This window comes from Pseudomonas sp. SK, assembly GCF_012975065.1.
GTDB lineage: Bacteria > Pseudomonadota > Gammaproteobacteria > Pseudomonadales > Pseudomonadaceae > Aquipseudomonas > Aquipseudomonas anuradhapurensis.
Genome location: NZ_CP051857.1, coordinates 1,122,828 through 1,145,668, shown reverse-complemented (window position 1 = coordinate 1,145,668; position 22,841 = coordinate 1,122,828). Strand labels below are relative to the sequence as shown.

General features: G+C 64.8%; 19 protein-coding genes. 5 read left to right on the top strand and 14 right to left on the bottom strand.

Going from position 1 to position 22,841, the window contains the following annotated elements; translation table 11 throughout:
* The first annotated feature begins 25 nt into the window (after window positions 1–25).
* The 4 genes from HG549_RS05265 (at window position 26) to leuA (ending at window position 5,357) form a co-directional block, all read left to right on the top strand.
* Window positions 26–904 carry a LysR family transcriptional regulator gene (locus HG549_RS05265; RefSeq protein WP_170028468.1) on the top strand — a complete coding sequence of 293 codons (879 nt, stop codon included), beginning with the start codon at window positions 26–28 and terminating at the stop codon, window positions 902–904.
* Between the two features lie 136 nt (window positions 905–1,040).
* Complete coding sequence (xseA, locus tag HG549_RS05260) at window positions 1,041–2,420, top strand: exodeoxyribonuclease VII large subunit (RefSeq protein ID WP_170028467.1); 1,380 nt, start codon at window positions 1,041–1,043, stop codon at window positions 2,418–2,420.
* A 3-nt stretch (window positions 2,421–2,423) separates the two neighbouring features.
* Window positions 2,424–3,251, top strand: a complete 828-nt coding sequence (locus HG549_RS05255) for a M23 family metallopeptidase (protein ID WP_170028466.1) — start codon at window positions 2,424–2,426, stop codon at window positions 3,249–3,251.
* A gap of 432 nt (window positions 3,252–3,683) precedes the next feature.
* Window positions 3,684–5,357, top strand: a complete 1,674-nt coding sequence (gene leuA, locus HG549_RS05250; protein ID WP_170028465.1) for a 2-isopropylmalate synthase — start codon at window positions 3,684–3,686, stop codon at window positions 5,355–5,357.
* 228 nt (window positions 5,358–5,585) lie between these two features.
* On the opposite strand, the gene HG549_RS05245 is transcribed toward leuA, so the two are convergent.
* Genes HG549_RS05245 through zwf form a run of 3 tightly spaced genes read right to left on the bottom strand, consistent with a single transcriptional unit; the run spans window position 5,586 to window position 8,453 of the window.
* Window positions 5,586–6,266 carry a bifunctional 4-hydroxy-2-oxoglutarate aldolase/2-dehydro-3-deoxy-phosphogluconate aldolase gene (locus HG549_RS05245; RefSeq protein ID WP_170028464.1) on the bottom strand — a complete coding sequence of 227 codons (681 nt, stop codon included), beginning with the start codon at window positions 6,264–6,266 and terminating at the stop codon, window positions 5,586–5,588.
* A gap of 17 nt (window positions 6,267–6,283) precedes the next feature.
* The gene (pgl, locus tag HG549_RS05240; protein WP_170028463.1) at window positions 6,284–6,997 is read right to left on the bottom strand and encodes a 6-phosphogluconolactonase; all 714 of its coding nucleotides are present in this window, start codon (window positions 6,995–6,997) and stop codon (window positions 6,284–6,286) included.
* Window positions 6,984–8,453, bottom strand: a complete 1,470-nt coding sequence (zwf, locus tag HG549_RS05235) for a glucose-6-phosphate dehydrogenase (protein WP_170028462.1) — start codon at window positions 8,451–8,453, stop codon at window positions 6,984–6,986. Before zwf ends, pgl begins: the two co-directional genes overlap by 14 nt.
* Window positions 8,454–8,664: 211 nt before the next feature.
* Between zwf and hexR the strand changes: the two genes are divergently transcribed.
* On the top strand, window positions 8,665–9,528 hold the full coding sequence (hexR, locus tag HG549_RS05230) for a DNA-binding transcriptional regulator HexR (protein ID WP_169774905.1): 864 nt from the start codon (window positions 8,665–8,667) through the stop codon (window positions 9,526–9,528).
* Here hexR and HG549_RS05225 read toward each other — a convergent pair.
* From HG549_RS05225 to edd, 11 genes are all read right to left on the bottom strand, one after another.
* Complete coding sequence (locus tag HG549_RS05225; protein WP_170028461.1) at window positions 9,521–10,375, bottom strand: D-hexose-6-phosphate mutarotase; 855 nt, start codon at window positions 10,373–10,375, stop codon at window positions 9,521–9,523. The genes hexR and HG549_RS05225 overlap by 8 nt on opposite strands.
* Before the next feature lie 116 nt (window positions 10,376–10,491).
* Complete coding sequence (locus tag HG549_RS05220) at window positions 10,492–11,835, bottom strand: carbohydrate porin (RefSeq protein ID WP_170028460.1); 1,344 nt, start codon at window positions 11,833–11,835, stop codon at window positions 10,492–10,494.
* A gap of 41 nt (window positions 11,836–11,876) precedes the next feature.
* Window positions 11,877–13,031 carry an ABC transporter ATP-binding protein gene (locus HG549_RS05215; protein ID WP_170028459.1) on the bottom strand — a complete coding sequence of 385 codons (1,155 nt, stop codon included), beginning with the start codon at window positions 13,029–13,031 and terminating at the stop codon, window positions 11,877–11,879.
* 3 nt (window positions 13,032–13,034) lie between these two features.
* Entirely contained in the window at window positions 13,035–13,880 is an 846-nt protein-coding gene (locus HG549_RS05210) for a carbohydrate ABC transporter permease (protein ID WP_170028458.1), read from the bottom strand.
* Window positions 13,873–14,781, bottom strand: a complete 909-nt coding sequence (locus tag HG549_RS05205; protein ID WP_170028457.1) for a carbohydrate ABC transporter permease — start codon at window positions 14,779–14,781, stop codon at window positions 13,873–13,875. Before HG549_RS05205 ends, HG549_RS05210 begins: the two co-directional genes overlap by 8 nt.
* Window positions 14,782–14,913: 132 nt before the next feature.
* Window positions 14,914–16,212 (bottom strand): ABC transporter substrate-binding protein, encoded by a 1,299-nt coding sequence (locus HG549_RS05200; protein WP_170028456.1) that lies wholly within the window; start codon window positions 16,210–16,212, stop codon window positions 14,914–14,916.
* A gap of 107 nt (window positions 16,213–16,319) precedes the next feature.
* A complete protein-coding gene (locus tag HG549_RS05195; RefSeq protein WP_170028455.1) occupies window positions 16,320–17,567 on the bottom strand; it encodes an AGE family epimerase/isomerase in 1,248 nt (415 codons plus the stop codon).
* Between the two features lie 119 nt (window positions 17,568–17,686).
* The gene (locus tag HG549_RS05190; RefSeq protein WP_170028454.1) at window positions 17,687–19,141 is read right to left on the bottom strand and encodes an ATP-binding protein; all 1,455 of its coding nucleotides are present in this window, start codon (window positions 19,139–19,141) and stop codon (window positions 17,687–17,689) included.
* Complete coding sequence (gene gltR / locus HG549_RS05185; RefSeq protein ID WP_170028453.1) at window positions 19,122–19,847, bottom strand: two-component system response regulator GltR; 726 nt, start codon at window positions 19,845–19,847, stop codon at window positions 19,122–19,124. The genes HG549_RS05190 and gltR overlap by 20 nt, the downstream gene beginning before the upstream one ends.
* A gap of 173 nt (window positions 19,848–20,020) precedes the next feature.
* A complete protein-coding gene (locus HG549_RS05180) occupies window positions 20,021–20,980 on the bottom strand; it encodes a glucokinase (RefSeq protein WP_170028452.1) in 960 nt (319 codons plus the stop codon).
* Window positions 20,977–22,803: a phosphogluconate dehydratase gene (edd, locus tag HG549_RS05175; RefSeq protein WP_170028451.1), complete on the bottom strand. Its 1,827-nt coding sequence runs from the start codon at window positions 22,801–22,803 to the stop codon at window positions 20,977–20,979. Before edd ends, HG549_RS05180 begins: the two co-directional genes overlap by 4 nt.
* Window positions 22,804–22,841: the final 38 nt, after the last annotated feature.

The following is a 22,841-nucleotide window of genomic DNA, read 5'->3' as shown; positions in this document are numbered from 1 at the left end:
CACACCCATCTCGAAAAGGCATGACATGACGTCGATCCGCCAGTTGCGTTACTTCGTGGAAATCGCCGAATGCGGCAGCTTCAGTGCCGCGGCCGAGCGGTTGTACATCGCCCAGTCGGCACTGAGCCGGCAAATCAAGGAGCTGGAACAGCAATTGGCCACTCCGCTGTTCGAGCGCACGGCACGTCTGCCGCGCCTGACATTGGCTGGCCAGGTTTTCCTGGAGCGGGCGCGCCGGCTGCTGGCGGAACTGGCGCAGGCCGAGCGGGTAACCCGCGACATTGGCGAGGGGCGGCAAGGCAGCCTGCGCCTGAACCACTCCAGTACGGTGCCGCTGAGCGGCCTGCTGCTGGCTCGCCTGGGCAGCTACCTGAGCGGCAACCCGGGCATTTCGCTGGAGATCGCCCAGCAATCGTCGGAGGCGCAGCTGGAGGATATCGCCGCGGGGCGGCTGGATGTCGGCCTGCTGCGCTTGCCAGTACTGCGCCAGCATGAAGGGGTAATGCTGCAGGAACTGTTCAGTGAGCCCCTGCTGCTGGCGGTCGCCGCCGGGCATCCCCTGGCCAGCGCGGTACAGGTGCAGTTGGAGCAGTTGCGCGAGGAGCGCTTCATTTCCATCCCGCATCGGGACCGTGGCGGGCTGAGCTACCTGGCGGCCTCGTTGTGCATGGCGGCAGGTTTCTTTCCGCAGGCGGCGCAGGTGCTGTCGCGCAAGACCACGCAGTTGCAGTTGATACAGGCGGGCTTCGGCGTGGCGTTGTTGCCGGAATGCATGCGTGAGATTGCACCGGCTTCGGTCAGCTTCGTGACGCTGGCGGGGGAATGTGAGAGTACCGTGGCGCTGGCCTGTCGGCGTGATGCAGGGCCGCTGGTGCGCCAGTTCGTGACGGCGATGCAGGCCTGAACGGCCCCATCGCCGGCAAGCCGGCCGCCACAGCGACAGCATGGCGCCCAAGCCAGCGCGATAGCGATAGGAGCCGGCTTGCCGGCGATAGGGCCGGGACAGACAACCGGGGCCGATGTCCTTTATGATGCCCGGCATGATCAGAGACCCTTTCGAACGACTCGGCCTGGACCGCGAGGTCCTCACCGTCAGCCAACTCAACGGCCGCGCTCGCGTGCTGCTGGAAGACGTGTTCCGCAGCGTGTGGGTGGAAGGCGAGATTTCCAACCTCGCCCGCCCGGCGTCCGGCCACATGTACTTCACCCTCAAGGACAGCGGCGCGCAAGTGCGCTGCGCGCTGTTCCGGCAAAACGCCACGCGGGTGCGCCAGGCCCTGCGCGACGGCCTGGCGGTGCGGGTACGTGGCAAGGTGTCGTTGTTCGAGGGGCGTGGCGATTACCAACTGATCCTCGATACCGTCGAGCCGGCCGGTGACGGCGCTTTGCGCCTGGCCTTCGAGGCGCTGAAGGAAAAGCTCGGCGCCGAAGGGCTGTTCAGCGCCGAACGCAAGCGACCGCTGCCCGCCCACCCGCAGCGCATCGGCATCATCACCTCGCCCACCGGCGCAGTGATCCGCGACATCATCAGCGTGTTCGGCCGCCGCGCCCCGCAAGTGGAACTGAACCTGATCCCCACCGCCGTGCAGGGTCGCGAAGCGATTGCCCAGATCGTGCGCGCCATCCGCCTGGCCGACAGCCTCGGTTTCGATGCGCTGATCCTGGCCCGGGGCGGCGGCTCGCTGGAAGACTTGTGGTGCTTCAACGAAGAAGCCGTGGCGCGCGCCGTGGCGGCCTGCGTCACGCCGATCGTCAGCGCCGTGGGCCATGAAACCGATGTCTCGATCAGCGATTTCGTCGCTGACGTGCGCGCCCCCACGCCGTCGGCCGCCGCCGAGCTGCTGGCACCCGACAACAGCGGCCTGCAGCAACGCCTGGATGGCCTGCAACGGCGCCTGTTGCTGCGCATGCAGAACCGCCTGAGCCACGACCGCCTGCGCCTCGAATCGCTGACCCGGCGCTTGCGTCACCCGGGCGAGCGCCTGCGCCAGCAGGCGCAGCGCCTGGATGACCTGGACATGCGTCTGCGCCGGGCATTCATGCTCAGCCTCAACAAGCGCCACGAACGCCTGGCACGGCTGGATACCCGCCTGGCTGCGCAGCACCCCGGTCGCACCCTGAAACTGCTGGGCCAGCGCCTGGACAGCCTGGCCGAACGCCTGCCACGGGCCATGCGCGAGGTGCTCAAGGACCGTCGTCAGCGCTTCCAGGCCCAACTGCAGACGCTGCAGGTGGTCAGCCCCTTGGCCACGCTTGCCCGCGGCTACAGCATTCTGCTGGACGAGCAGGGCCAGGCTATCCGCAGCGCCGGACAAACCCGCAATGGCCAGCGCCTGACCGCGCGCCTGAACGAAGGCGAGCTGTTGGTGCGGGTCGAAGACAACCACCTGACCCCGGTCACCCTCTCACTTCTGGACTGACACATGCCTCGCCTGCTCGCGCCCCTGCTTGCCCTTTCCCTCCTGCTGCTGGCCGGCGGCGCCCAGGCCAGCTATATCACCCGCACGCTGAACAAGCCGGTACCCGGCGGCGTTGCGGTGGTCGACCTCGGCCCCGCTGCCAGCGCGCCCAGCGCCCGCTTCGACGGCAAGCCGGTGCTGGTGGTGAAGGAGCAGGACAACTGGCTGGCCATCGTCGGTATCCCGCTGACCCAGAAGCCGGGTACTGCGCTGCTGAGCCAGGGCGACCGCACCCTGCCGTTTACCGTCGGCAGCAAGAAATACCCCGAACAGCGCATCACCCTGAAGAACACCCGCCAGGTCAACCCGAACCCGGCCGACCTCAAACGCATCGACCGCGAACTGGCCGAGCAGATCGCGGCCTACCGCAGCTTCAGTCCAGCGCTGCCGAGCAACCTTATCCTCGACAAACCGGTCAATGGCCCGCTGTCGAGCAAGTTCGGCGTGCGGCGCTTCTTCAATGGCGAAGAACGCAACCCGCATGCCGGGCTGGACTTCGCGGTGCCGGCCGGCACGCCGATCAAGACCCCGGCCAATGGCAAGGTGATCCTGGTGGGCGATTACTTCTTCAATGGCCGCACGGTGTTCGTCGACCATGGGCAGGGCTTCATCAGCATGTTCTGCCACATGTCCAAGATCGACGTGCAGGTGGGCCAGCCACTGCGCCGGGGTGACGTGGTCGGCCGGGTGGGCTCGACCGGGCGGGCTACCGGGCCACATATGCACTGGAATGTCAGCCTGAATGATGCGCGGGTGGATCCGGCGATTTTCATTGGGGCATTCCAGCCCTGAGACCGCGGTGTCTGCTTCGCGGGCATGCCCGCTCCCACAGGCATTGCGCTGCGTCTTGAGGCTGCATCGTACCTGTGGGAGCGGGCGCGCCCGCGAAGAGGAAAACACAGTCGACATCAGTTCAACCGTGTTGCGCCATCGAAAAATACCACGCAAAAATAAATAAGCACTCGGCTCAATCAAGCTATAAAATCTCGCCTAACAGCTTTTTTTAAGCATTCCTCTCAATTTTTTTTGAATGCTTGCCATCCCCCACCCCACTGGTTAGGGTTGAAGGCATGAAAACCTTCAGCACCCTCATCCTGCTCCGACAACATCGCAGCCTCTGCCTGGTCAGCGCCCGACTACCAGGCTGAATCGCGTCGCCTCGCCTATTCATCTCGTTATCGCTCGGCAGGCCCGATCTCGGCCGCACACAAAAGGATTGCTTCCATGACCATGCTCAAAGACCCTTCGAAGAAATACCGTGCTTTCCCGACCATCGACCTGCCTGACCGTACCTGGCCGTCGAAGACCATCACCGCCGCGCCGATCTGGTGCAGCTCCGACCTGCGTGATGGCAACCAGTCGCTGATCGAGCCGATGGATTCGGAGAAGAAACTGCGCTTCTGGAAGACCCTGGTGCAGGTAGGCGTGAAGGAAATCGAAGCCTCGTTCCCGTCTGCCTCGCAAACCGATTTCGACTTCGTGCGCACGCTGATCGAAGACGGCCACATCCCGGACGACACCACCATCCAGGTGCTCACCCAGGCCCGTGAAGACCTGATCGCCCGCACCTTCGAGTCGCTGCGCGGCGCGAAGAAGGCCATCGTCCACCTGTACAACGCCACCAGCCCGTCGTTCCGCCGCATCGTCTTCAACCAGGACAAGCAAGGCGTCAAGGACATCGCGGTGAACGCGGCCAAGCTGTTCGTCAAATACGCCGCGCAGCAGCCGGAAACCCAGTGGACCTTCCAGTACTCGCCAGAAACCTTCAGCGCCACCGAAATGGAGTTCGCCAAGGAAGTCTGCGACGCAGTCATCGAGGTATGGAACCCCACGCCCGAGCACAAGATCATCCTCAACCTGCCGGCCACCGTGGAGGTCTCCACGCCGAACGTGTACGCCGACCAGATCGAGTGGTTCTGCCGCAACATCAACCGCCGCGACAGCGTGATCATCAGCCTGCACTGCCACAACGACCGTGGCACCGGCATCGCCGCCACCGAGCTGGGCCTGATGGCCGGTGCCGACCGCGCCGAAGGCTGCCTGTTCGGCAACGGCGAACGTACCGGCAACGTGGACCTGGTGACCCTGGCGTTGAACCTCTACACCCAGGGCATCGACCCGCTGCTGGACTTCTCCGACATCGATGGCGTGCGCAAGGTGGTCGAAGAGTGCAACCAGTTGCCGGTGCACCCGCGTCATCCGTACGTGGGCGACCTGGTCCACACCGCATTCTCCGGCTCGCACCAGGACGCCATCCGCAAGGGCTTCGCCAAGCAACAGGAAGGCGAGCTGTGGGAAGTGCCGTACCTGCCGATCGACCCTGCCGACATCGGCCGCAGCTATGAAGCGGTGATCCGCGTCAACAGCCAGTCGGGCAAAGGCGGCATCACCTACCTGCTCGAGCAGGAATACGGCATCAGCCTGCCGCGCCGCATGCAGATCGAGTTCAGCCAGGTGGTGCAGGGTGAAACCGACCGCCTGGGCCTGGAAATGACTGCCCAGCAGATCTACAACCTGCTGCACAAGGAATACCTCCAGGCCAACGCGCCGTACGCGCTGGTCAGCCACCGCCTGCAGGAAGAAAACGGCCACAGCGCCGTGGAAGTGGAAGTCGCCGGCGAAGGCGAGACCACCCTGCACTGGCGCGGCAAGGGTAACGGCGCGCTGGAAGCCCTGGTGGCCGGCCTGCCGATTGCCGTCGAGATCATGGACTACAACGAACACGCGATTGGCGCAGGCACCAATGCCAAGGCTGCCGCCTACATCGAGCTGCGCGTAGCCGGCGGTCGTCCGGTGCATGGCGTGGGTATCGATGAAAACATCACCACCGCCAGCTTCAAGGCGCTGTTCAGCGCACTGAACCGCTCGCTGAGCCAGCAGGAAGCCAAGGCCGCCTGAGCCGTACCCCGATGAACAAGAAAGCCCGCATCGTTTGATGCGGGCTTTTTTGTTGGCCCGTGCCGGCCCTTTCGCGGGCTCGCCCGCTCCCACAAGTACTGCACGGCACCTGAGCTTGTGGGAGCGGGCAAGCCCGCGAAAGGGCCGGTACAGACAGCAGAAGAATTCCAGGCAAAAAAAAAGGGGCGCTGACCAAGCGCCCCATAAGCCGTAAAGCACACAACAAATTCAGTTGGCGTCCAGCAGCGCAATCGCCTCCGCACTGCATGCCTCGATCCGCGCCCAGTCGCCATTCTTGATCCAGCTGCTGTCGAGCATCCAGGTCCCGCCCACGCACATCACATTCGGCAGCGCCATGTAGTTGCGCACGTTAGCCGGGTTGACCCCGCCGGTCGGGCAGAAGCGAATGTCGCCGAACGGGCCGCCAAAGGCCTTGATCGCCGCAACGCCGCCGCAAATTTCCGCCGGAAACAGCTTGAAACGGCGATAACCCAGGGCGTAGCCCATCATGATTTCGGAGGGCGTGCTGATACCTGGCAACAGCGGAATCTCGCTGTCTACACCCGCTTCGAGAATGTCCTGGGTGATGCCTGGGGTAACGACGAACTGCGCCCCTGCAGCTTCAACCGCCGCGAACATGCTGCGATCGAGCACGGTGCCGGCGCCGACACAAAGCTCCGGGCGCTGCTCGCGCAGTACCTGGATGGCCTTCAGGCCATGCTGGGAGCGCAAGGTCACTTCCAGGGTACGGATACCGCCAGCGGCCAGGGCATCAGCCAAGGGCAGGATGTCGTCCTCGCGGGCGATGGTGATCACCGGCAGGATGCGCGCCTGTTCGCAAATGGCATCGATCCGTGCGGCTTTGTCGGCCATCGAGAGCTTGGGCTGTGGGCGTTCGAGGGTGGTCATGACTGTGGATCCTTGGCTCATGGGCACCAGTAGATGTCCAGGGGGGCGTGAAGAAAAGCGCGAATCGGCATTTCCGTAAGGTCGGTGCCAGCCAGCGCGGCGCGCAGGGTAGCGAGTTTGCCCTGCCCTTGCACGGACAGCGCGGTGAAAGCGGCACTGGCCAGCAGCGAGCGGGTCATCGACAGGCGCTGGCGCGGTACGCTCGGTGCCAGCAAGGGCAGGCAGCGGCGTGGGTTGGCCAGGTCGAGGGCGGCGTCCAGGTTGGGGCTGGCGGGGAACAGCGAGGCGGTATGGCCATCGTCACCCATGCCCAGCACCAGCACATCGATTGGCGGCAGCTCGGCCAGCGCCTGGTCGGCCTTGACAGCAGCGGCGTCGAGGTTCTGCGCCTGCTGGTACAAGCCAACGAAACGGGCCTTGGCCGCGGCGCCCTTGAGCAGGTGGCGAGCCAGCAGACCGGCGTTGCTGTCGGCGTGTTCCACTGGCACCCAACGCTCATCGGCGAGGCTGACGGTGACCCTGGCCCAGTCGAGGTCTTCGCTGGCCAGCTGTTCGAGGAACGGTACCGGGCTGCGACCGCCCGACAGCACCAGGCAGGCCTGGCCCTTGCTGGCGATCGCCTCGCGCAGGCGTACAGCCACGTCATGTGCCTGGCGCACGGCCAGGGCCTTGGCGTTGGCCAGCTCGTGCACGTTCACCGAGCCGGGCAGTTTCAGTTCAGATATCCCCATACCACGCCCTCCCGTCGCGTGTGATCAGAGCAATCGAGCTCATCGGCCCCCAGGAACCGGCCGCATAAGGTTTCGGTGCATCGCCCGCGTTACGCCAGCCGGCGATCAACTGGTCGCACCACTTCCAGGCATATTCGATTTCGTCCTTGCGCACGAACAGGTTCTGGTTGCCGCGCATCACCTCGAGCAACAGCCGCTCGTAGGCATCCGGAATCCTCGCGCTGCGCCAGGTGTCGGAAAAATTCAGCTGCAACGGGCCGCTGCGCAGTTGCATGCCCTTGTCCAGGCCCTGCTCCTTGGTCATCACCCGCAAGGAAATGCCTTCGTCCGGTTGCAGGCGGATGATCAGCTTGTTACCGATTTGCAAACGCTGCTCCGGGGCAAAGATGTAGTGCGGCGTTTCCTTGAAATGAATGACGATCTGCGACAGTTTCTGCGGCATGCGCTTGCCGGTACGCAGGTAGAACGGCACGCCCGACCAGCGCCAGTTGCGGATGTCGGCACGCAGGGCGACGAAGGTTTCGGTATCGCTCTGGGCGTTGGCGTTGTCTTCTTCGAGGTAACCGGGCACCGGCTTGCCATCGCTGTAGCCGGCAATGTACTGGCCACGCACCACACGGGTGCTCAGCCCTTCGCCAGTGATCGGTGCCAGGGCCTTGAGCACCTTGACCTTCTCGTCACGGATGGCATCGGCGGACAGTTCGCTAGGCGGGTCCATGGCGATCAGGCACAGCAGCTGCAGCAGGTGGTTCTGGATCATGTCGCGCAGCTGGCCGGCCTTGTCGAAATAGCCCCAGCGGCCTTCGATACCGACCTTCTCGGCAACGGTAATCTCCACATGGGAGATGGAATTCTGGTTCCACTGGGTTTCGAACAGGCTGTTGGCAAAGCGCAGGGCGATCAGGTTCTGCACCGTCTCCTTGCCCAGATAGTGGTCGATGCGGTAGACCCGGTTCTCGGGGAAGAACCGTGCCACGGCGTCGTTGACCCGGCGCGACGACTCCAGGTCGTGGCCAATGGGCTTCTCCAGCACCACCCGGGTGCGCGCAGCCAACCCGGCCTTGTCGAGGTTTTCGCAGATGGCGCCGTACACCGCCGCCGCCGTGGCGAAATAGGCGATCAGCGGCTGCTCGCCCTGCACCTGTTCGGCCAAGGCCTGATAGCCCTCGGGCTGGAGGAAGTCGAGGTGCTGGTAGCTCAGCCGGGCAAGGAAGCGGCCCAGCGCTGCAGGCTCTATGTCAGCCTCGGGTACATGCCGGCGCAGGTGCGCTTCGATACTGTTCAGGTGTTCCTGCGCAGTACCGGCCTCGCGGGCCAGGGCCAGCAGGCGGGTATCCGGGTGCAACAGGTTGGCCCGGTCGAGCTGATAAAGCGCAGGAAACAGCTTGCGCAATGCCAGGTCGCCGAGGGCGCCAAACAGGGCAAAGGTGCAAGGTTCGACACTGATCGCAGCCATGATGTTGGTTCTTTCCTAAAGTTGGTCTAGGAATACCGCTTTCACATACGGTTTTCAAGGGATAATGTAGTAAAAACCACAACATTCGACACAAGTGTTACAGACAAGTGGTACGCCAACCGCGCCGACAGTACGATAGACGACCGTGCAAAAAGCCTGCTGCTCCCACAGCCGGCTGTCTTCCCGACCCAAGGACACACCCATGGACCGCGTGCGAAACCTCCTGGAACAGATCCAGGGACGCCTCGACGAGCTGAACAAGGCCGAACGCAAAGTCGCCGAAGTCATCCTGCTCAACCCGCAACAAGCCACCCGTTTCAGCATCGCTGCGCTGGCCCAGGCGGCCAAGGTCAGCGAGCCGACCGTCAACCGCTTCTGCCGCTCGTTCGGCGTCAGCGGCTACCCCGAACTCAAGCTGCAGCTAGCGCAGAGCCTGGCCAGCGGCGCCGCCTATGTCAGCCGCGCGGTGGAGGCCGACGATGATCCGGCCGCCTATACCCAGAAGATCTTCGCCAGCGCCATCGCCTCGCTCGACAGCGCCTGCCAGCAACTCGACCCGCAGCAGGTCAGCCGTGCTGTGGACATGATGATCCAGGCGCGGCAGATCCACTTCTTCGGCCTCGGCGCCTCTGCCCCGGTGGCGCTGGATGCCCAGCACAAGTTCTTCCGCTTCAACCTGGCGGTGTCGGCCCACGCCGACGTACTGATGCAACGCATGCTGGCCTCGGTCGCCCACACCGGCGACCTGTTCGTGATCATTTCCTACACCGGACGCACCCGCGAACTGGTCGAAGTGGCGCGCCTTGCCCGGGAAAATGGCGCCTCGGTGCTGGGCCTGACGGCCGCCGGTTCGCCTTTGGCCAATGCCTGCAGCCTGAGCCTGCATATTCCGTTGCCGGAAGACACCGACATCTACATGCCAATGACCTCGCGGATCATCCAGCTGACCGTGCTCGATGTGCTGGCCACCGGCATGACCCTGCGCCGTGGCGTGGACTTCCAGCCGCACCTGCGCAAGATCAAGGAAAGCCTCAACGCCAGCCGCTACCCGATCGAGGACGACGAACTCAACTGAGCCGGTGCGCCTGCAAACGCAGGTGTGCCCGCTGCCCCGGCGCCAGGCTCAGGCCTTCACCACTGCCACTGGCGGCCTCGACGCAGACGAAGCGCTGGCATTCGCGGCCAGTCACGCCCATCAGCGGGCGGTTGCCCGGGTGCCAGACCACGGTGTCGTCACTGTCGCCGGTGTCGATGCACAGCTCACGCTGCCAGGCCGGGTCCTGCAGTTGCACCCGTGGCGTGCCGGGGTAGACCTTCTGGCAGCCGCCCTTGAGCTTCAGCGCGCCATCCTCACGGCAGGCCTGGCGGTTGAGGCGGTCATAGCCTTCGATGTCCTCGAGCCCGGACAGCGCTATCTCGGACACGTCACTGATACACCAGTAGGCCAGCAGGGCATGGCTCAGCTGGCAGGGTTCGCTGTCCTGGTGCTCGGTGCTCAGGCTCAGCTCCATGCGGCTGCCCAGCCGGGCATGCAGGTCGACCTGCCAGTCGCACAGGTCCAGCCGCCATTTCAGGGTAACGCCCTCCTCGTCCTCGCGGCTGTCGACCAGCTTCCAGTCCAGCAGGCGCGCCCAGCCATGGGCTGGCCACAGGTCTTCGCTGGGGTGACGGCCATACCAGGGCCAGCACACCGGCACGCCACCGCGGATCGCCCCAACCTGCGGCCACTGCTCGGCACACCACAGCCAGGGCCGTTCGCCGGCCGGCTGAAAATGCAGCAGTTGCGCGCCCTGGCGGCTGAACACCGCCTGGCAACGTGGGTGGTCGATGATCAGCACATCGCGCTGCTGGTAACGCTCCCACTCGAATGTCGGCCGGGGCCGCTGCGAGGTGAAGAAGCGATGGAGCGGATGTTCGGGCATGTTCAGGGCTCTTGTTGTTTGAGATAGCGCTGTCTCGGCCTATCCCTGGCACCCACTGCAGGCCAGTGGGTGCCGGGAGCCGAAATTGGATTGGCGTAAATTTACAACAATTGCCCTTAGAATGACGACTGAATCTTCAAGCCTGCGACCAGCGCATTGTCCACCTCATCGACCCCGCCGGGGCTCTTGATGTACTGCAGGTTGGGCCGCACGGTCAGCCAGTTGGTGACGTGGAAGCCGTAATAGAGCTCGGCGTTGTATTCGGTGCGTTGCAGCGGCACGAAGCCGGGGTTGTCGTAATCGTCGATACCGCTCTGGGCATTGAGCAGCTCGGCGCGTTTCTTGACGTCGTCATTCACATGGATGCGTGCCACACCGAAGCCGATATCGTCCTTGGGCCGGGCGTCGAAGGCGCCCTTGTAGACCAGGCCTACCTGCTGGTAGTTGTCGACCACGTTGGTGGCCTTGTCGTGGACGGTGAAGTTGGCGAACAGGCTCAGGCCACGGTTGACATCGCCAGCATGGGCGGTGACTTGCTGTTGCGCCACGACCCACCAGCCGTGCTTGCTGGAGTGTGACTTGAAGGCTTCGCCAGTCAACGCCTGCGGGTTGCCGTTGACATCGTCGAATACATCATCGGCCTTGGCCGTGCTGTAGTAGTAACCCAGGCGGTACTCGCCAGGCAGGCCATTGACCTTGGGTGACCACACCGCTTCCACCGGCAGTATCGCGCCCTTGGTGCCGCTGCCGCTGAGCTTGAAGCCGTTGCCGGTTTCCAGGTTGGAAGGGTTCTGCTCGAAGGCACCGACCTGGACGAAGAATTCCGGGGTGATGTTGTACTTGACCCGCAGTGCCCACTGGCTCACCGGCCAGTTGTACCAGATGCCACCGACCCAGTTGCCCACTTGCGAGCCGCAGAAGGCCAGGTTCTGGAAGTCGCAAGGGAAGCTGTTGAAGTCCTCGCCTTCGCCGAAGCGGCCGAACTTCACGTCCAGCGCACCGTCGAAGTACTTCTGCTTGACCCACATCTGGGTCAGGCGCCAGGTCTGGCCGCGGCCCCACACTTCCTGCACCGAGCTGAACTGCCCGGCGCGCGGGTCGCTGATGCGGTCGTTGGACAGGTTGCGGCCACTGCGCTCGGTGATCGCCAGCTTGAACTCGGCATCGTGCCAGCCGAGGATTTTTTGCAGGTCCAGGTGTGCGCCCAGCGCGAACTGGTCGCTGTAGCGCGCGGTCTTGTCGTCGTTGTAGCCGCCGTGCAGGTTGCCGGCTACCTCACCGACATAATCCAGGGTGAAGTCGTAACCTTTTTCCAGCAGTTCGGTGCGGGTGCCGCCCCAGTCGCCGGTCATCCACTTCGATTCGCTGGAAAAGGCCTCGGCAGCCTGCGCCCCGCTGCTGCCAACGATGGCAAGCAAGGCCAGCGAGCCCAATGTCCTGATGCGTTTGCGCTGTTCCATCCCTTTGCGTCCTCTTTTTTCTTATTGGTGGTGTAGACGAGTCAACGGCCCTTGAAGTGAGCCACGTTGTCCTTTACTGCTGCGGCGGAGCTGGCCAGGTGCAGGCGCTCGCCGCTGTCGGCGTCGAACAGCAGCACCCGGGCCGGGTCGAACTGCAGGTTCAGGTTGTCACCTACCTGGCACGTCACATCCGGCGCCAGGCGGCAGCAAACCTTGGTCTGGTTGAGGGTGACGAACACCAGCAGGTCCGGCCCGGTAGGCTCGGTCACCTGCACCTCGGCGCGGATGCCCGGCAAGCCATTGCCCTCCCCGGTGCCCAGCGCGATCTGCTCGGGACGGATGCCCAGAATGATCTCGCGCCCCTCGAGTTCGTCGGCAGCCAGGCCCAAAGGCAGTTCGCAGCGCGCCTGGCCGCTGTCCAGCAGCGCCAGCAGGCGGCCATCCTGTTTGGTCAGGCGTACCGGGATGAAGTTCATCGGCGGCGAACCGATGAAGCTGGCGACAAACTGGTTGGCCGGGTCGTTGTAGATCTGTTGCGGGGTGCCGAACTGCTGGATGATGCCGTCCTTCATCACCGCCACCTTGTCGCCCAGGGTCATGGCCTCGATCTGGTCATGGGTGACGTACACGGTGGTGGTCTTCAGGCGCTGGTGCATCAGCTTCATTTCGGTGCGCATCTCGACGCGCAGCTTGGCATCGAGGTTGGACAGCGGTTCATCGAACAGGTAGATCTTCGGCCGCCGCGCCAGCGCCCGGCCCATGGCCACGCGCTGTTGCTGGCCGCCGGACAGCTGCGCCGGCTTGCGCGCCAGCAGGTGCTCGATCTGCAGCAGCTTGGCCACCCGCGCCACCTCCTCGTCGATGGCAGCCTGGGGCAGCTTGCGGATCTTCAGGCCGAACTCGATGTTCTCGCGCACGCTCATGGTCGGGTACAGCGCGTAGGACTGGAACACCATGGCGATGTCACGATCCTTGGGGCTCATGCCACTGACATCCTGCTGGTCGATGAGGATCGCCCCGCCGGTGATCTGCTCCAGGCCGGCAATGCAGTTCATCAAGGTCGACTTGCCGCAGCCCGACGGGCCGACCAGGATCAGGAACTCGCCATCCTGGATCGACAGCTGGATGTCCTTGAGGGTGTCCGGCAAGCCGCTGCCGTAGGTCTTGTTCACATTGCGAAGTTCGAGCGTTGCCATGACTTACCCCTTTACCGCGCCAGCCGTCAGGCCGCGGACGAAATATTTGCCTGCCACCACGTAGACCAGCAGGGTTGGCAGGCCGGCAATCATCGCCGCCGCCATGTCGACGTTGTATTCCTTGGCCCCGGTACTGGTGTTGACCAGGTTGTTCAGGGCCACAGTGATCGGTTGCGAGTCGCCGCTGGAGAACACCACGCCAAACAGGAAGTCGTTCCAGATCTGGGTGAACTGCCAGATCAGGCAGACCATGATGATCGGCGTGGACATCGGCAGGATGATGCGGCGGAAGATGGTGAAGAACCCGGCGCCATCCAGCCGCGCAGCCTTGACCAGCGCATCGGGGACGCTCACGTAGAAGTTGCGGAAGAACAGCGTGGTAAAGGCCAGGCCATAGACCACGTGCACCAGCACCAGGCCGCTGGTGGTGCTGGCCAGGCCGAGCTTGCCGAGGGTGAACGAGGCCGGCAGCAGCACGGTCTGGAACGGCAGGAAGCAGCCGAACAGCAGCAGGCCGAAGAACAGCTGCGAACCACGGAAGCGCCACATCGACAGCACGTAGCCGTTCAGCGCGCCGATGGCAGTGGAGATCAGTACCGCCGGCACGGTGATCATGATCGAGTTCCAGAAGTACCCGCTGACCGTGGCCCAGGCCTTGACCCAACCAATACCGCTGAACACCGCCGGCCAGCTCAGCAGGTTGCCGGTGCTGATATCGTCCGGGGTCTTGAAGCTGGTCAGCAGCATCACCACCAGCGGCACCAGGTACAGCAACACGGCCAGCAACAGCACCGCGTGGATGGCGATGCGGCTGAGGCTCAGCACCGGTTTGTCGACAGGGCTATGCATGGCGTTTGCTCCGCAGCTCCGAGTACAGGTAAGGCACGAGGATCGCCAGGATCGCCCCGAGCATGAGGATGGCGCTGGCCGAACCCATGCCCATCTGCCCGCGGCTGAAGGTGAACGAATACATGAACATCGCTGGCAGGTCGGACGAATAGCCCGGGCCGCCGGCGGTCATTGCCGCCACCAGGTCGAAGCTCTTGATGGCAATGTGCGCGAGAATCATCAGCGAGCTGAAGAACACCGGGCGCAGGCTGGGCAGCACCACGCGCCAGTAGATGCGCGGCAGGCTGGCGCCGTCGATTTGCGCGGCGCGGATGATCGACGGGTCGACCCCGCGCAGGCCGGCGAGGAACATCGCCATGATGAAGCCCGATGCCTGCCATACCGCGGCAATCACCAGGCAGTACACCACCCGGTCCGGGTCGATCAGCCAGTCCAGGCGGAAACCTTCCCAGCCCCAGTCTCGCAGCAGCTTGTCCAGGCCCATGCCCGGGTTGAGCAGCCACTTCCAGGCAGTGCCGGTGACGATCATCGACAGCGCCATGGGGTACAGGTAGATGGTGCGGATGAAGCCTTCGCGGCGGATCCGCTGGTCCAGCAGGACCGCCAGCAACACGCCAATGACCAGGCTGATGGCGATGAACAGGCCGCCGAACAGCAGCAGGTTCTTGCTCGCCACCCACCAGCGGTCGTTGTCGAACAGCCGGGCGTACTGGGCCAGGCCGGCCCACTTGTAGGTCGGCAGGAAGGTCGACGTGGTGAAGGACAGGACAAAGGTCCAGAGGATGTAGCCGTAGAAGCCCACCAGGACGATGAACATGCTCGGCGCCAGTACCAGCTTGGGTAGCCAGCGCTGGAGCGCGTCCAGGGGTGAGGCCCGCAGTTGGGCGGTTGTTGTGGTCATGTTGTGGATCTCGAGGTAAAGGCGATGCTTTGCACCGCTTCGCGGGCACGCCCGCTCCCACGGGGGGCCTGCTCACCACAGGTCCTGGGCAGGACGCCGAACCTGTGGGAGCGGGCTTGCCCGCGAATGGCTTTACTGGGCTGCCTTGATCGCCGCCGCCAGCTTCTTCGCCGCATCGGCCGGGTCGGCCTTCGGGTCGTTGATGTAGTTGGTCACCACATCGAAGAACGCGCCCTGCACGGCCAGCGTGGTGGCCATGTTGTGCGCCATGCTCGGCTGCAGCCCGCCGCTCTTGGCATCGGCGAGGAAGTCCTTGGCGGAGGTTTGCGCGCAGGCATCGAAGCCGTACTTGCCCATGTCGGCGAGCATGTCGTTGCGTACCGGGATGGAGCCCTTGTTGATGCTGAACACCTTCTGGAAGTCCTGGCCCAGCACCTTGCGTGCGATGTCCTGCTGGCCGGCGGCGGTGCCTTCGTCGTTCTGCTTGAACACTACCAGCGAGTCGATGTTGTAGAGGAAAGCCTTGTCCGTGCCAGGGAATGGCACGCACTGGTAGTCCTTGCCGGCAGTTTTCTTCGCCAGGGTCCATTCGCTCTTGGCCCAGTCGCCCATGATCTGCATACCGGCCTTGCCGTTGATGACCTTGGCCGCTTCGAGGTTCCAGTCCTGGCCCTTGCCATCCGGGTCCATGTAGGTGGCGACCTTCTTCAGCTCGGTCAGCGCCTTGATCATCTGCGGGCCGGTCAGCGCCTGGCTGTCGAGGTCGACCAGGGCCTTCTTGTAGCCATCGACCCCCATCACGGCCAGCACCACGCTTTCGAATACGGTGCTGTCCTGCCACGGCTGGCCGCCATGGGCGAGCGGGATGAAGCCGGCGGCCTTGAGCTTGTCGGCGGCGGCGTAGAATTCGTCGAGGGTGGTCGGCGCCTTGTCGATGCCGGCCTTCTTGAACACTTCGGGGTTGATCCACAGCCAGTTGATGCGATGGATGTTCACCGGTACGGCGACGTAGTCACCGTCATACTTCACGGTGTCGGCGACCTTCTTGTCGAGCAGCGTGTCCCACTTCTCTTCCTTGGCCACATCCTTGAGCACATCGGCGTCAAGCAGGCCGGTAGCTGCCCAGTCCTGGATGTCCGGGCCCTTGATCTGTGCGACACCCGGCGGGTTGCCCGCCACGGCGCGGCTCTTGAGCACGGTCATGGCCGTGGCCCCACCGCCGCCAGCGACAGCGCCGTCCTTCCAGATGAAGCCATCTTTCTCGACCTGGGCCTTGAGCACATCGACCGCCGCTTTTTCACCACCGGATGTCCACCAGTGCACCACCTCTATACTGCCTTTGGAATCGGCAGCCAGGGCAGTGAGCGGGAACAGGGAGGCCCCTAGCGAGGCAATGGAGATTGCGGCAGCGAGACGAAGCGTAGAGTTCATCGAAGCACCTTTCTTGTTGTTATGCCGTGCAAGTCGGTCGCTTGCGTTGCATTGAGTCTAAACAGCGTGCGCACCTCGTCAGGTAACGAAGCGACGCGTGAATGTCATCATCTGGTTACATTGGCGGCCAGGCTGCTGGCCAGGCTCGGCGCCAGCGGCAAGCCCGGCAGCAGCAATGCCTGGTAGGCGTGGTAGAGGTCGGGCTTGCCCGGCCACAGCGTCCCGGCTGGCTGGTTATGTGCATCGAGCTCGTGGTGCCAGCTGCCCGCAACCAGGTCGATGAAATGCTTGGCAATGAAGTCCCAGCAGCGCTGGTACCACTGCTCGTAGCGTGCCTCGCCAGTACGCTGCAACAGCGCCGCTGCGGCGGCGCAGGCCTCGGCGTGCACCCAATGCAGGCGCGCGTGCACCACCGGCCGATCGGCCCAGTCCAGGGTATAGACAAAGCCCGGCGCGCCATCGACGTGCCACGCGTGCTGGCAGGCCGCGTCGAACAACGCGCGCGCGTCGTCCACCAGCCAGCCCGGCGCAGGCAGGCCGGCCCGTTCGAGGCTGGCCTCCAGGTGCAGCAGCAACCGCGCCCACTCCAGCGCATGCCCGGGGGTGGTGCCATACGGCCGGAAAGGATCAGCCGGACGCTCCAGGTTGTAATGCGGCAGTGGCTGCCAGAAGGCATCGAAGTGCTCGATGACGCGATGGCCATTGGCGGCGGCATGGCCATGAATGACGCGTTCGGCGATGCGCAGGGCGCGTTGCAGCCACAGGCGCTGGCCAGTGACATCGGCCAGGGCGAGGAAGGCTTCGACCGCGTGCATGTTGCTGTTGGCGCCACGGTACGGCTCGGGCGACTGCCAGGTACGGGAGAAGGATTCGCAGAGGGCGCCCTCCGCTTCGCTCCAGAAATGCGCGACAAGCATCTGCACCGCGTCTTCCAGCAGGGCGGGCGCGTCGGCAGCGCCGGCCAGCACCGCCGAGCTGGCGGCCAGGGCGACGAAGGCATGCAGGTAGGCGGCCTTGCCGCTGTCGGTAGCGCCATCGGGGTGGGCGAACCAGCCGCCATGGGTGGCGTCCTGCATGGCGCCACGCAGGGCAGCCACACCGTGTTCGACATAGGCCAGGCAACTGGGCAAGCCCTGCAGTTGGGCCAGGGCGAAGCAGTGGGTCATGCGGGCGGTGTTCAGGGTGTCGGCACGGGCACCGGGGGCAAGCTGCCCCTTGGCATCCAGGCTGCCGAAGCCATCGGGCAGTTTCGCAGCCTTGGCGAACGCCAGCAGGCGCTGTGCTTCGGCCAGGCGCCAGGCGGTGTGGGCCGGGGCATCGAGCCAACGGGTGGCAGGCAGGTTATGCGTATTCATGGGCCAGCTTGATCCTTGCCAGTCGTGGGCGAATTCTAGTCAGCGCGGTCGGGCGGGATGTCACGAAGGGCCGGTGGATTGTCACCGCGCAGTGACATTTCGCTTGCCGGCACCGGCTCTCAGTCCATGCCCCGCGGCAGGTACAAGGTCACCCGCAACCCGCCCTCGCGCAGGTTGAGCAGACTCACCTCGCCGCCATGGCTATGGGCGATGTTGCGCGCGATGCCCAACCCCAGCCCATAGCCCTGCTGCTGCCCCGCCAGGCGGAAGTGCGGCTCGAACACCTGTTCCAGCTGCTGCTCGGGCACCCCCGGCCCCTGGTCATCGACCTGCAGCACGAAGCCCTCGGCACTGTCGATGATGCGTAACCGTGCCCGCTCGCCATACTTGATGGCATTGTCGATCAGGTTGCCGATGCACCGTCGCAACGCCAGCGGCTTGCCCGGATACGGTGCCAGTGCCCGGCCTTCGAGGGTGATGCGGCCATCGCCCAGGTAGGGCTCGGCGAGGATTTCCAGCACCTGGTTGAGGTCGACCGGCTCGATGTTTTCATGAATGTCGGTGTCCTTCACGCACTGCAAGGCCCCTTTGACCAGCAACTCCAGCTCATCCAGGTCCTGGCTGAACTTGGCCTGCAGGCGTTCGTCCTCCAGCAGCTCGACCCGCAGCCGCAGGCGAGTGATCGGCGTGCGCAGGTCGTGCGAGATAGCGCTGAACAGCTGGCTACGTTCGGTCAGGTAGCGGCTGATACGCTCGCGCATGCTGTTGAACGCCCGCCCCACTTCCACCACCTCACTGCCACCGCCTTCGGCCACCGGCGCCACATCGGCACCCAGCGACATTTCGCGCGCCGCCCGTGCCAGGCGCTTGAGCGGCCAGCTCTGCCAGTGCACCAGCAGGCCGATGAACAGCAGCAGCAACACGGTGGTCAGCACGATGAAGCCGATCTGCTGGCGCGGCAGGCGTTCGGCCTCCAGGCTGGTATAGGGCTCGGGCAGCAGCGAGGCGATGTACAGCCACTCGCCCTCACCCAGGCGGATCTGTGTCACCAGCACCGGCGGGTTGAGCGGTTCCAGGGTCAACGAGTAGTGCGCCCATGAGCGCGGCAGCTCGTCGAGCTTGAGGCCGCTGTTGAAGATGCGCAGGTCGTCGGGGCTGACGAACGCCACGGAAATTTCCATCTGCGAACCCAGGCGCTCATGCAGCACTTGCTGGAACACGTCAATCACCACCTGCTTGCGCGGGGTGACCGGCAGTACCGGCATGTCCAGTGGCTTGGCGTTGAGCGACACGAAGAAGCGCGTGCCGCCCATGCTGCGCAGCTGATCGAGCACCATGGGCCGGTAGCCCACCGGCAACGAACGAAAGTAGCTGACGCTGGCGCTCATCGAGTGGGCCAGGCTGCCGGCGCTGGCACGCAGGCCCTGCAGTTGGCTGGCGCGCAACTGGGCGACCCAGATGATGCTGGACAAGCCCTGGGCCAGCAGCACCACCAGCAAGGTCAGCAGCAGCATGCGCCCCAGCAACGAGCGCGGCAGCAGCCGCCAGCGCCGCTCAGGAGCCACTGCAGACATGGGCAGCCAGCAGGTAGCCACTGCCGCGCACGGTGCGGATCAGCCGGGGCGGTTTGTCGGTATCGCGCAGGCGTTGGCGCAGGCGACTCACCGCCATGTCGACGATGCGGTCCAGCGGCATTGGCTCGCGACCGCGGGTGGCGTTGCCGATGGTGTCGCGGTCGAGGATCTGCTGGGGGTGGTCGAGAAACAGCTTGAGCAGGGCAAAGTCGGCGCCGGAGAGCATCACCTCCTCGCCGTCGCGATGAAACAGGCGATGGCTGACCGTGTCCAGGCGCCAGTCGTCGAAAGCCAGCACGGCACTGCCCGGCGCCGCCTGGCCGAACTCGGCACGGCGCAGCAGGGCCTTGATCCGTGCTTGCAATTCGCGCGGGCTGAACGGTTTGCCCAGATAGTCGTCGGCGCCCAGTTCCAGCCCGATGACCCGGTCGGCTTCGTCCGAACTGGCGGTGAGCATGATGATCGGTACCCGTGCCTGGCGCGGGTGCTGGCGTACCCAACGGCACAGGCTGAAGCCGTCTTCGTCGGGCAACATGACGTCGAGGATGACCAGATCGCAAGGGGTGGTTTCCAGGGCGCGGCGAAAGCCCTTGCCGTCGGCTTCGGCATGCACCTGGAAGCCGGAACGGCTCAGGTAGGTTTGCAGCAGTTCGCGGATTTCCTGGTCGTCGTCGACCATCAGGATCGATTTACCGGCAGTGCTCAAGGTGGTCTTTCCTTTTGTCTGGTTACAGGTCTTCGTTGCCTGCTATCGGGGCCGCTGCGCAGCCCATCGCGACCCAAGGCCGCTCCTACAGCGACCGCGCCGGGCCGGAAATCCCAGGTCCCGGTGCAGCAGCGGCGTTGGGTCGCGATGGCCGCGCAGCGACCCTCAATCACCTAGCCGTGATCCAGCGCCTGTTGCAAGGCCACTCCAGCCCCCAGCAACCCGGAAAACTCCGCCGTCACCAGCCATACCGGCACCCCGGCGAAATAACCGCTCATGCAGCCCTTGTCGGCAAAGCTGGCAGCGAACCCGCTGCGCAGGAACAGCTCGGCAAACCGTGGGATCACACCGCCGACAATATAGACCCCACCGCGCGCGCCCAGCGTCAGCACATTGTTACCCGCCACTCGGCCGAGGAACCGGCAGAACTGCTCGATCACCGCCAGCGCCCGTGGTTCGCCGCCCAGCGCAGCATCGGTGATCTGCGCCGGGGTGTTGTGTCGGGGTGTGTCGCCGTCCAGTGCACAGATTGCCTGGTACAGGCGCAGCAGGCCACCGCCACTGAGCACGGTTTCGGCGCTGACATGGCCGATCTGGGCGTGAATCTGTTGGTGTATTGCCGCTTCGCGGGCATTGCCCACCGGCAGGTCGACGTGCCCGCCCTCACCCGGCAAGGCGCACCAACGCTCACCCACTCGCAACAGCGAGCCGACACCCAAACCGGTACCCGGGCCGATGACCAACGCCGGGCGCGAAAGGTCGGCCTGGCCCGGGCACACCTCGCGAAACTCGCCATCGCGCAGGCGGGTCATGCCCAGCGCCATGGCGGTGAAGTCATTGATCAGCAGCAACTGCTCGATCTGCAGCCGCTGGCAGAACGCCTGACGGCTCAGGCGCCAATGGTTGTTGGTGAAGCGGAACTCGTCGCCATTGACCGGCCCGGCCACCGCCAGGCAGGCAGCAGTCACGCCGCCGCAAGCGATGCCAAGGCCTTCCAGGTAAGCCTCGATGGCCTGTTCCGGGCTGGTGTAGTCCTCGGTGGCGAAGACCTTCACCGCATGTAGCTGGTTGTCACGCCACAACGCGAAACGGGCATTGGTGCCGCCGATGTCGCCAACCAGCAGGTCTTTCATTTGAGGTTCTCCAGGGCCGCGGTGAAGGCGCTGGCGCCCTGCTCTGCCGGGCTGAACGCCATGCGCATGAAGCCGAACAGCTCGCGCCCGCAGCCCAGATCGTTGCCCTGGGGTGCGGGTGGCAGGTCGCGGCTGGCCAGTTCTTCGGCCGACACCATTACCCGCAGCGTGCCTTCGACACCATCGACGCGCACGATATCACCGTCGCGCACCCGCGCCAGCGGGCCACCGTCATAGGCCTCAGGGCAGACGTGGATAGCTGCCGGGATCTTGCCGGAGGCACCGGACATGCGCCCATCGGTGACCAGCGCCACCTTGTAGCCACGATCCTGCAGCACACCGAGGAACGGCGTGAGCTTGTGCAGCTCCGGCATACCGTTGCAGCGCGGGCCCTGGAAGCGCACCACGGCAACGAAATCACGCTCCAGCTCGCCGGCCTTGAAGGCATCGGCCAGCGACTGCTGGTCGTGGAACACCCGTGCCGGGGCTTCGACCACCTGGTGCTCCGGGGCGACCGCCGACACCTTCATCACGCCGCGGCCAAGGTTGCCTTCCATTACCCGCAGGCCGCCTTCGGCCGAGAATGGTCGAGCCACCGGGCGCAGGATGCTTTCGTCCAGGCTGTGCTGCGGCCCTTCGCGCCACACCAGCTTGCCGTCGTCGAGGAACGGTTCCTGGGTGTAGCGACGCAGGCCATGGCCGGCCACGGTGTTGACGTCCTCGTGCAGCAACCCGGCATCGAGCAGCTCGCGGATCAGGAAGGCCATGCCGCCAGCGGCCTGGAAGTGATTGATGTCGGCCTTGCCGTTGGGGTAGACGTGGGACAGGGTCGGCACCACTTCGGACAGGTCGGCCATGTCCTGCCAGGTCAGCTGGATCCCCGCCGCCTGGGCAATTGCCGGGATATGCAAGGTGTGGTTGGTGGAACCGCCAGTGGCATGCAGGGCGACGATGGAGTTGACCAGCGCCTTCTCATCCACAATTTCGCCCAGCGGCATGAAGTTGCCGCTGGCCTTGGTCATGCGCGTGACCTGCTGCGCGGCCTCGGCAGTGAGCGCGTCACGCAGCGGCGTGTACGGGTTGACGAAGGAGGCGCCGGGCAGGTGCAGGCCCATCACTTCCATCACCAGCTGGTTGGTGTTGGCCGTGCCGTAGAAGGTACAGGTACCCGGGCTGTGGTAGGACTTCATCTCCGACTCCAGCAGCTCCTCGCGGCTGGCCTTGCCTTCGGCGTAGCGCTGGCGCACGTCGGCCTTCTGCTTGTTGGAGATGCCGGACACCATCGGCCCGCCCGGGACGAAAATGGTCGGCAGGTGGCCGAAGCGCAATGCGCCCATCATCAGCCCGGGGACGATCTTGTCGCAGATGCCCAGCATCAGCGCAGCGTCGAACATGTTGTGCGACAGCGCCACGGCGGTGGACATGGCGATCACTTCACGGCTGGCAATCGCCAGCTCCATGCCCGGCTCGCCCTGGGTCACGCCGTCGCACATGGCCGGCACGCCACCGGCGAACTGGCCGACCGAACCGACTTCGCGCAAGGCCTGCTTGATCTGCTCGGGGAAGTGCAGGTACGGCTGGTGCGCCGAGAGCATGTCGTTGTAGGCCGAGACGATGGCCACGTTGGCCGCGTTCATCAGGCGCAGGGTCTGCTTGTCCTCGCTGCCGCAACCGGCCACGCCGTGGGCGAAGTTGGCGCATTGCAGGCTGGCACGCATGGGGCCTTCACTGGCCGCGCCGCGAATCAGCTGCAGGTAGCGTTCGCGGGTGGCACGGCTGCGCTCGACCAGCCGCTGGGTGACCTCAAGGATGCGCGGATGCATGTACTGGACTCCAGGCTAATTGTAAGGGCGGTTTACCA

Excerpts from the sequence above, each read along its gene's own strand:
- edd (WP_170028451.1), bottom strand. The coding sequence starts at position 22,803 with ATGCATCCGCGCATCCTTGAGGTCACCCAGCGGCTGGTCGAGCGCAGC.
- HG549_RS05265 (WP_170028468.1), top strand. The coding sequence starts at position 26 with ATGACGTCGATCCGCCAGTTGCGTTACTTCGTGGAAATCGCCGAATGC.
- pgl (WP_170028463.1), bottom strand. The coding sequence starts at position 6,997 with ATGGGGATATCTGAACTGAAACTGCCCGGCTCGGTGAACGTGCACGAG.
- HG549_RS05215 (WP_170028459.1), bottom strand. The coding sequence starts at position 13,031 with ATGGCAACGCTCGAACTTCGCAATGTGAACAAGACCTACGGCAGCGGC.
- xseA (WP_170028467.1), top strand. The coding sequence starts at position 1,041 with ATGATCAGAGACCCTTTCGAACGACTCGGCCTGGACCGCGAGGTCCTC.
- zwf (WP_170028462.1), bottom strand. The coding sequence starts at position 8,453 with ATGGCTGCGATCAGTGTCGAACCTTGCACCTTTGCCCTGTTTGGCGCC.
- HG549_RS05190 (WP_170028454.1), bottom strand. The coding sequence starts at position 19,141 with ATGTCTGCAGTGGCTCCTGAGCGGCGCTGGCGGCTGCTGCCGCGCTCG.
- leuA (WP_170028465.1), top strand. The coding sequence starts at position 3,684 with ATGACCATGCTCAAAGACCCTTCGAAGAAATACCGTGCTTTCCCGACC.
- HG549_RS05180 (WP_170028452.1), bottom strand. The coding sequence starts at position 20,980 with ATGAAAGACCTGCTGGTTGGCGACATCGGCGGCACCAATGCCCGTTTC.
- HG549_RS05225 (WP_170028461.1), bottom strand. The coding sequence starts at position 10,375 with ATGCCCGAACATCCGCTCCATCGCTTCTTCACCTCGCAGCGGCCCCGG.
- HG549_RS05210 (WP_170028458.1), bottom strand. The coding sequence starts at position 13,880 with ATGCATAGCCCTGTCGACAAACCGGTGCTGAGCCTCAGCCGCATCGCC.
- HG549_RS05245 (WP_170028464.1), bottom strand. The coding sequence starts at position 6,266 with ATGACCACCCTCGAACGCCCACAGCCCAAGCTCTCGATGGCCGACAAA.
- HG549_RS05205 (WP_170028457.1), bottom strand. The coding sequence starts at position 14,781 with ATGACCACAACAACCGCCCAACTGCGGGCCTCACCCCTGGACGCGCTC.
- HG549_RS05195 (WP_170028455.1), bottom strand. The coding sequence starts at position 17,567 with ATGAATACGCATAACCTGCCTGCCACCCGTTGGCTCGATGCCCCGGCC.
- HG549_RS05255 (WP_170028466.1), top strand. The coding sequence starts at position 2,424 with ATGCCTCGCCTGCTCGCGCCCCTGCTTGCCCTTTCCCTCCTGCTGCTG.
- HG549_RS05200 (WP_170028456.1), bottom strand. The coding sequence starts at position 16,212 with ATGAACTCTACGCTTCGTCTCGCTGCCGCAATCTCCATTGCCTCGCTA.
- HG549_RS05220 (WP_170028460.1), bottom strand. The coding sequence starts at position 11,835 with ATGGAACAGCGCAAACGCATCAGGACATTGGGCTCGCTGGCCTTGCTT.